The 8,526-nt window shown below is 65.9% G+C and carries 8 protein-coding genes and 2 pseudogenes; 8 read left to right on the forward strand and 2 right to left on the reverse strand.

Translation table 11 applies throughout. The features are described from left to right. The 6 genes and pseudogenes from VN047_RS17715 to VN047_RS17740 form a co-directional block, all read left to right on the forward strand. Nucleotides 1-192: pseudogene (locus VN047_RS17715) on the forward strand (magnesium chelatase); the annotation flags it as partial. Further along, nucleotides 189-1,505 carry a DUF58 domain-containing protein gene (locus VN047_RS17720; protein WP_325544987.1) on the forward strand — a complete coding sequence of 439 codons (1,317 nt, stop codon included), beginning with the start codon at nucleotides 189-191 and terminating at the stop codon, nucleotides 1,503-1,505. The pseudogene VN047_RS17715 and the gene VN047_RS17720, both read left to right, overlap by 4 nt. Next, nucleotides 1,505-2,545, forward strand: coding sequence for a stage II sporulation protein M (locus tag VN047_RS17725; RefSeq protein WP_325544989.1), 1,041 nt, complete (start codon nucleotides 1,505-1,507; stop codon nucleotides 2,543-2,545). The genes VN047_RS17720 and VN047_RS17725 overlap by 1 nt, the downstream gene beginning before the upstream one ends. Then, on the forward strand, nucleotides 2,542-3,411 hold the full coding sequence (locus VN047_RS17730; protein ID WP_325544990.1) for an RDD family protein: 870 nt from the start codon (nucleotides 2,542-2,544) through the stop codon (nucleotides 3,409-3,411). Before VN047_RS17725 ends, VN047_RS17730 begins: the two co-directional genes overlap by 4 nt. Beyond that, entirely contained in the window at nucleotides 3,398-4,084 is a 687-nt protein-coding gene (locus VN047_RS17735; RefSeq protein WP_325544992.1) for a nitroreductase, read from the forward strand. Before VN047_RS17730 ends, VN047_RS17735 begins: the two co-directional genes overlap by 14 nt. 3 nt (nucleotides 4,085-4,087) lie before the next feature. Continuing rightward, entirely contained in the window at nucleotides 4,088-4,600 is a 513-nt protein-coding gene (locus tag VN047_RS17740) for a hypothetical protein (RefSeq protein WP_325544994.1), read from the forward strand. Between the two features lie 9 nt (nucleotides 4,601-4,609). Here the strand turns inward: VN047_RS17740 and VN047_RS17745 are convergent, their stop codons facing one another. Then, nucleotides 4,610-5,044 (reverse strand): hypothetical protein, encoded by a 435-nt coding sequence (locus VN047_RS17745; protein WP_325544996.1) that lies wholly within the window; start codon nucleotides 5,042-5,044, stop codon nucleotides 4,610-4,612. Between the two features lie 107 nt (nucleotides 5,045-5,151). On the opposite strand from VN047_RS17745, the gene gyrB reads away from it, so the two are divergent. Both gyrB and VN047_RS17755 read left to right on the forward strand, forming a co-directional pair. Beyond that, nucleotides 5,152-7,701 carry a DNA topoisomerase (ATP-hydrolyzing) subunit B gene (gene gyrB, locus VN047_RS17750; protein ID WP_325544998.1) on the forward strand — a complete coding sequence of 850 codons (2,550 nt, stop codon included), beginning with the start codon at nucleotides 5,152-5,154 and terminating at the stop codon, nucleotides 7,699-7,701. Nucleotides 7,702-7,833: 132 nt separating this feature from the next. Further along, nucleotides 7,834-8,238, forward strand: a complete 405-nt coding sequence (locus tag VN047_RS17755) for a septal ring lytic transglycosylase RlpA family protein (protein WP_325545000.1) — start codon at nucleotides 7,834-7,836, stop codon at nucleotides 8,236-8,238. On the opposite strand, the pseudogene VN047_RS17760 reads toward VN047_RS17755, so the two are convergent. Then, a pseudogene (locus tag VN047_RS17760) lies at nucleotides 8,235-8,526 on the reverse strand (hypothetical protein); the annotation flags it as partial. The gene VN047_RS17755 and the pseudogene VN047_RS17760 overlap by 4 nt on opposite strands.

Below are 8,526 nucleotides of genomic sequence, written 5' to 3' on the forward strand. Positions count from 1 at the left end.
TTGCTCGCGCGCGCCGCTTGCGCCGCGGCGGCGCTCGACGGACGCGACTATGTGATCCCCGACGACATCCAGCGGCTGGCCGCCGGCGTGCTGCGCCACCGCGTCATCCTGTCGGCGGCGGCCGAGATCGAGGGACGCAACGTCGAACAGATTGTCGCGGCGCTGCTCGAACATGAAGAGGTGCCGCGTTGATCTACCCGACGCGCCGGGCCATTTACCTGTTGCTCGCGGGAGCACCGATGGCGCTCGCGCTCGGGCTTGTCCGGCCCGAACTGTGGCTCGTCGCGCCCGGATGGATCGGTGTAATCGTCGCATGCCTGATCCTTGATTCAATCGCCGGCGCCAACCCGCGCAACCTCGCGCTCGATGCGCGCTTTCCGCACCAGGTCGGGGTCGGCGATCCGTTCGACCTGTCGCTTGCCGCGAGCGGGGCAGCCGTGCCGGCACGTGCCGAACTCGCGCTCGCGCTCGACGAGCGGCTTGCCGAGGGCGGGCGCCTCGCTGGCGAGATGCGCAAGGCCGGCGCGAACGAGACCTTGCTCCGCACCCTGTCGCTCACCGCCTCGCGGCGTGGACAGGCGTTGGTCGAAGCGCTGTGGATCCGCTGGGCGGGACCGCTCGGTCTCGTGTGGAAACAGCGGCGCTTCGCGATCGGCGGGACGATCAACATCGTCCCGAGCCTGCGCGCGGTGACCGAGGAGGGCAGCCGGCTGTTCCAGCGCAACAGCTGGTTCGGCCTGCGTCAGCAGCGCTTTCGCGGCGAAGGCACCGAATTCGAGGCGCTCGCCGAATATCAGCCCGGGATGGACCGCCGCGCCATCGACTGGAACGCGTCGGCGCGCCACGTCAAATTGCTCGCCAAGGAATATCGCGTCGAGCGCGACAACCGCGTCGTGCTCGCGATCGACAGCGGGCGAACGATGGCCGAACCGGTCGGCGGCATGCCCCGCGTCGACCGCGCGGTGTCGGCGGCGTTGCTGCTCGCCTATGTCGGGCTGAAACTGAACGACCGGATCAGCTTCTTCTCTTTCGCCGCCAAGCCGCAGACGCTGACCCCCGCCTATATGCACACGCAGGATTTCCCGGCGCTGCAGCGCGCGGCGAGCCTGATCGACTACGCGCATGTCGAAAGCAATTTCACGCTGGCGCTGACCACGCTGTCGGCGCAGCTCAACCGCCGGTCGCTGATCATATTGTTCACCGAATTCACCGATGCGACGAGCGCCGACCTGATGATCCGCGCCGCCGGGCGGCTCGTCAAAAAGCACCGGCTGCTGTTCGTCGTGATCCGGGACGAGGAGGTCGAGAGCGAAGAGAGGCGCCGCCCCGAAAGCGGCGCCGACGTCACGCGTTCGAACGTCGCCGCGGCGATGCTGCGCGACCGCCAGCTGGTGATCGCGCGGTTGCAGCGCCTCGGCGCCGATGTGATCGAAGTGCCCGCCGATGCAATGGGTGCGAGCGCGGTCGAAGCCTATCTGGGCATCAAGCGGCAGGGCAGTCTGTGATGCAGCCCGCCCCCGCCCCCGCGCGCGCGATCGAAGCGCCGAGTTTTTCGACCGGCCGCTTTCGCGCCGAGCGCGAGGCCGACTGGATCGCTTTCGACCTGCTGCTGACCAAGCTGGAGAAAAAGGGCGCCAAGGCGCTGACGAGCGACGAGCTGCTGCAACTGCCCCTCCTCTATCGCGCGACCCTGTCGTCGCTCTCGATCGCGCGCGCGACGAGCCTCGACAAGGCGCTGCTGGATCATCTCGAGGCGCTGTCGATCCGCGGCTATTTCCTCGTCTATGGCGTGCGCGAGACGCGGTTCAACCGCCTCCGCCGCTTCTTCCTCTACGACTGGCCCGCCGCGGTGCGGTCGGTGTGGAAGGAAACGGTGATCATCGCACTGATCATCCTGCTCGGCGCGCTGACCAGCTATTCGCTCGTCGCGAGCAACCCCGAATGGTATTTCAATTTCGTTCCCGAAGAGATGTCGGGCGGCCGCGATCCGCGCGCGACGGTCGAGTTCCTGCAATCGACATTGGGCCACGGCAAGGCGGCCGGGGAGGATGGCGAAAGCGCGCTGCACATCTTTGCGACCTATTTGTTCACCCACAACAGCCGGGTGTCGATCCTGTCCTTCGCGCTCGGTTTCGCCTTCGGCGTGCCGACGATGATGCTCGAATATTATCAGGGCATCGGGCTGGGCGCGATGATGGCGGTCTTTGTCTCCAAGGGACTCGGATTCGATTTCGGCGGCTGGCTGTTCATCCATGGCACCACCGAGCTGTTCGCCGCCGCGCTGTCGGGTGCCGCAGGCCTCCGCATCGGCACGGCAGTTGTCTTTCCCGGCGCGCGCGGACGATTGCAGGCGGCCGCCGAGGCCGGGCGGACGGCGGGCAAGGTGATGGTCGGGGTTATCCTGATGCTGTTCGCCGCCGGATTGCTCGAGGGATTCGGGCGGCAGCTGATCACCGATACGATGCTGCGCTATGCGATCGGATCGCTGATGCTATTGTTCTGGATCGCCTATTATTACATCCCCCGGCGCGAGGACGTCACATGACCGCCGCGACGAACGCCCGGATACGCGCCGCGGGCGCAAAGAAGATACGCCAGTTCATCACGCCCGAAGGGGTCGATCTCGAATTGAAGATCGCGAGTTCGGGGCTGCGTTTCGGCGCGCTGATGATCGATGTCGTGATTATCCTCGCGATATTGATCGCCTTCTCCCTCTTCATGATGTGGATCGGCTTCGCGTCCGAATCCGACCTGACCGTCGTCGTCTGGATGCTCGGCGCCTTCCTGCTCCGCACCTTCTGGTTCATCGGGTTCGAACTCGGCTCGCGCGCGGCGACGCCGGGCAAACGGCTGATGGGCATCCGCGTCGTCGCGCGCGACGGCGGGCGGCTGACCGCCGATGCGGTGGTCGCGCGCAACCTGATCCGCGAGCTCGAGCTGTTTTTGCCGCTGATGATGCTGGGGGTCACTGCCGCCGAGGATATGGCATCGACCTGGACGGTCGTGGCGGGAGTGCTCTGGTCGCTGACGCTCAGCCTGTTCCTGCTGTTCAACCGCGACCGGATGCGCATGGGCGACCTTATCGCCGGAACCTGGGTCGTGATGGCGCAGCGCGTGCGGCTCGACCGCGACATCGCCGCGAGCGCCGGACAGGCGGGCGCGATGGCGTTCAGCGAGGCCGAACTTGCGGTCTACGGCATTTTCGAACTGCAGGAGCTCGAACGCGTGCTCCGCGTCGCCGATCCGCGCGCGATGCGCGAGGTCGCCGACACGATCCGCGCCAAGATCGGCCGGCCGGTCGCCGAGGAGGATGACGTCTTCCTCCTTTCCTATTACCGGCAATTGAAGGCCCGGCTCGAACGCGGACTGCTGTTCGGAAAGCGACGAGAGGATAAATATGCCAGCGACTGACACGAGCGTTACCCGGGCCCTGCACGCGCGCCGTTCGGTGCGCGCCTTCACCGACCGGCCGGTCGATCCGGCGCTGCTGAAGGAAATTTTCGCGGCGGCGCAGCGCGCGCCCTCGGGCGGCAATCTCCAGCCCTGGCAGGTGACGGTCGTGACCGGCGAACGCTGGGCGGCGGTCAAGGACGCTGTCGCGGCGCGCATCGCGATGGGGCGCGAAGGCTATGAGCGCGAATACGACATCTACCCCAGGGGACTGACCGAACCATGGGAAGCGCGGCGCTTCGGCGTTGGCGAGGCGCTTTACGCCTCGCTCGGCATCCCGCGCGAGGACAAGGCGGGACGGATCGCTCGGTTCGTGGAGAATTACCGGGGTTTCGGCGCACCGGTAATGCTTTTCCTCCATACCTCGCGCATCATGGGCCCGCCGCAATGGTCGGACATGGGGATGTGGCTGCAATCGGTGATGCTGCTGCTCGTCGAAGCTGGCCTTGCAAGTTGTCCGCAGGAATGCTGGGCGATGTACGGCAGGTCGGTCCGCCGCACGCTGGGGCTGGACGACGGGCAGATTTTGTTTACCGGGCTCGCGATCGGCTATGCTGACGGGGACGCCGCAGTGAACCAGTGGCCGGTGCCGCGCGCACCACTCGATGAAGTGATTGATTGGCAGGGATTTTAAACGATGATCAGCAAGCAGCCGGGTTTTCGCTATGGTACCCTTGGCGCACTGATGCTCGTCGTTGCGGGTTGCACCGCGATCCCGAAGCCCGAAGCGCCGCCCCCGTCACAGCAGCCGCAACCGGTCGCCCCCGCGCCGACGCCCGCGCCGCTTCCGACCCCCGCCGGGTCGTGGGAGGATCGCGCCGTCGATCGCGGCGCCTGGCGCTACGACGCCGGCAGCCGGACCGCCGCCTTCGTTCCGACCGGAAGCGGTAACCCGCTGCTCAGCATGACGTGCAGCGGCAGCGGCATCCGGATGACCTCGGCGCTTTCGGGCAATGTCAGTCTGCGGACGAGCGCCGGAACCGACCAGATCCGTTTCGACGGTGGTAGCGCAAGCCTGCCGAACCGCGATCCGCGGCTCGATCGCATCGCGTTCAGCCGCGGCCGTTTCGCGCTCGAAACGTCTGGCGGCGGCGCGCTGACGCTGCCGGTGCAGTCCGAAATCGGCCGCGTGATCGAGGATTGCCGGTAGCCGGCGGGCTTAGCCCCCGAGCTGGACCGTTCCGCCCTTGATCCAGCCCCAGCGGCACGGACCCTGATATTCGCGGGCGTTCTGGACCGATCTGCCGACACCGCACATGTCAGGATCGGTGCCCGGCGCGGCAAAGACGACGCCGAACCAGGCGTCATTCTCGGCCGCTTCGCACAGCGATACGTGGGCGCCGCCGGCAAGTTTCGCCTTGACCGCGCGCGTCTCGTCCGGCGCCCAATAGACGTCGGTACCGCCTGCCTTGACGCGGCTGATGCTCGAACAGGCGGGCAGGCTCGGCCCCTCGGTGCCGATCATCACGGCGCGCGTCGCGAGCGGTTCGCCCGCGAGCGCGGGCGCGTTTTCGGTCGGCGGGGCGGGCTGGCTGCACGCGGCGAGCGTGGCGACGAGAAGCGTGGCGACGGGAATGGCGAGACGATGTTTCATGCCTGCGAAACTAGCCGCCGCGACGCGGGCGCGCAACGTTCGTCACGACAGGACGGAGAGCCGCATTTTCGCTTGGGTTTTTGCGCCTTCGACCCTATATAATCGATATGACGGACACGCCTGAAAACAACGCGCCGAGCGCACCTTCCAGCCAGCCCAACGCAAACGCCTATGGCGCCGATTCGATCAAGGTTCTGAAGGGCCTCGACGCGGTACGCAAGCGGCCGGGCATGTATATCGGCGACACCGATGACGGGTCGGGCCTGCATCACATGGTGTTCGAGGTGTCGGACAATGCGATCGACGAAGCGCTCGCGGGTCACTGCGATCTCGTCCTGATCACGCTCAACAGCGACGGATCGGTCAGCGTCGAGGACAATGGCCGCGGCATCCCGACCGGCATCCATGCCGAGGAAGGCATTTCGGCGGCCGAAGTCATCATGACGCAGCTCCACGCCGGCGGGAAATTCGAGAACACCAGCGACGACAATGCCTACAAGGTGTCGGGCGGCCTCCATGGCGTCGGCGTCTCGGTCGTCAATGCACTCAGCGAATGGCTCGAGCTCACGATCTGGCGCGACGGCGAAGAACATTGGATGCGCTTCGAGCATGGCGATTCGGTCGCGCCTCTCAAGGTCAACGGCCCCGCTCCGGCGGGCAAGAAGGGTACGCGCGTCACCTTTCAGGCATCGACCGAAACATTCAAGAATGTCCTCGAATTCGATTTCGAGAAGCTCGAACATCGCTATCGCGAACTCGCCTTCCTCAACTCGGGCGTGCGAATCAAGCTGGTCGACGCGCGTCACGCCGAGCATGTCAGCCACGATCTGTTCTACGAAGGCGGCATCGGCGCGTTCGTCCGCTATCTCGACCGCAACAAGAATGCGCTGCTTCCCGATCCGATCGCGATCAGCAGCGAGCGCGACGGCATCGGCATCGACGTCGCGCTCGAGTGGAACGACAGCTATTATGAAAATGTCCTCTGCTTCACGAACAACATCCCGCAGCGCGACGGCGGCACGCATCTCGCGGCGTTCCGCGCCGCGCTGACGCGCACGCTCAACGGCTATGGCGACAAGTCCGGCATCCTGAAGAAAGAAAAGGTATCGCTGACCGGCGAGGATATGCGCGAAGGGCTGACCGCGATCGTTTCGGTCAAGCTGCCCGATCCGAAATTCTCGTCGCAGACCAAGGACAAGCTCGTCAGTAGCGAAGTCCGCCAGCCGCTCGAAAGCCTGATGGCCGACCGGATGACCGAATGGCTCGAAGAAAATCCGGCGCATGCGAAGGCGGTGATCCAGAAGGTCATCGACGCCGCCGCGGCGCGCGAGGCCGCAAAAAAGGCGCGCGAACTGACGCGGCGCAAGGGTGCGATGGACATCGCGAGCCTGCCCGGCAAGCTCGCCGACTGCCAGGAACGCGATCCCAGCAAATGCGAACTTTTCCTGGTCGAGGGTGACTCCGCAGGCGGATCGGCGAAGCAGGGCCGCGACCGGCATGTGCAGGCGATCCTGCCGCTGAAGGGCAAGATTTTGAACGTCGAGCGCGCGCGTTTCGACCGCATCATCTCGTCGAAGGAAGTCGGCACGCTGATCCAGGCGCTCGGAACCGGCATCCGCGACGAGTTCAACCTCGAAAAGCTGCGCTATCACAAGATCGTGATCATGACCGACGCCGACGTCGACGGCGCGCATATCCGCACCTTGCTGCTCACCTTCTTCTATCGCCAGATGCCCGAGATCATCGAGGGCGGGCACCTCTACATCGCCCAGCCGCCGCTCTACAAAGTCGCGAAGGGGCGAAGCGAGGTCTATCTCAAGGACGACACCGCGCTTGAAAACTATCTCGTCGATGCCGGCATCGACGCGCTGCTGCTCGAAACCCCGGGCGGCGCGCGCTCAGGGCAGGATTTGCGCGGGCTGATCGATCATGGCCGGCGTCTCCGCGCGCTGATGCGCTATGTGCCGCGCAGCCTCGATCACGGGCTCATCGAAGCCCTCGCCCTCACCGGCGCGCTTGACCCCGAACTTGACACCGCGGGGCGTCACAGCGCCGCTGCAACCGCCGCCACATGGCTCAACGCGGCCGAGCGGGCGCTGACCGGCGGCGCCGAAGCCGTCTGGACCGTCGAAGCGGTCGAGGGCGGCGGCTATACGCTCGAGCGCCGCTGGCGCGGGGTCAGCGATCACCATGCGATCGACTCGGGTTTCCTCGCCAGCCAGGAAGCACGCCGGATGCACAAGCTCGCCGCCGAACAGGCCGACAGCTATGCCCGCCCCGGCCGGCTGGTGAAGGCGACGGGCGCCGCCGCCGACGTCGAAGTCGAAACCGCGGAGAGCGACGAGGGCGATGCACCCGCCGTAACGGCGAATGCGAAGGCCAATCCGGTCACGCGCCCGTCCGAGCTGCTCGAGGCGATCTTCGCGCACAGCCGCAAGGGGCTCGCGATCAGCCGCTACAAGGGGCTGGGCGAGATGAATGCCGAACAGCTCTGGGAAACGACGCTCGATCCCGCCAATCGCTCGCTGCTGCGCGTCGAAGCCGAACAGGCCGACGTCGCGCACGAAATCTTCGAACGCCTGATGGGCGACGAGGTCGAACCGCGGCGCGATTTCATTCAGACAAATGCGCTGTCGGTGGCGAATCTGGACGTATAGATTCAGTTGTAGTTCCGCTGAAACGGAACAAATCGCACATCCGGACGCAAAATCGCTTCAGTTTAACGCGCGGCGGCTTGTTTCGGCAGGCCGCCGCTGCTTTTGGCGCATCCACCGAAAGGGGATGATGTCATGCGGGCCTTTTCAGCCATGCTGATACCGCTTCTGCTCACGGTTTCAGCCGCTGCGCAGGAAGTCGAAGTCACGGATAATCCGATTGCCGATATCGTCGACGAAACCGAAATCGGTGGCGGGGTGGCGAGCTATTACGGCACCGAGCTTGCCGGCAACCGCACCGCCAGCGGCGAACGTTTCGACCCCGGCCAGCTCACCGCGGCACATCGCTCGCTTCCCTTTGGCAGCATGGTGCGCGTCACCAACACATCAAATGGCGACAGCGTCGTCGTCCGTATCAACGACCGCGGTCCCTTCGCGCATGGCCGCGTGATCGACGTCAGCACCGCCGCCGCGCGCGAAATCGGCATGCACCGCAGCGGCACCGCACGCGTCAAGCTGGCCTTGCTCAACGACGACTAGACCATATCGCTTTCCGGCGTGTTGCCGCGAAGCTTTCGATCGAGCATCCGCAGCAATTCGCCCGCCCGTCCTCCGCCCTGTGGCGGAGCGGGATAGCGGCACAATATCCCGGTAAGCTGCGGCGTCGCCCGGGACGCGGCGCGCTCGATAAAATCCCGCCCCACGACCGGATCGTTACCCGCGGCCAGTTCCCCCGCCCCGGGCGGCGTGCGCGGCGGCACCGAGAATATGGCGGACCTGCGCCGGACGCGCCAGCGGATGCAGGAAGGCGGCCGCCGGAGCGCACAT

The sequence above is a fragment of the Sphingopyxis sp. genome, from assembly GCF_035565275.1.
In the GTDB taxonomy this organism is placed as follows: domain Bacteria; phylum Pseudomonadota; class Alphaproteobacteria; order Sphingomonadales; family Sphingomonadaceae; genus Sphingopyxis.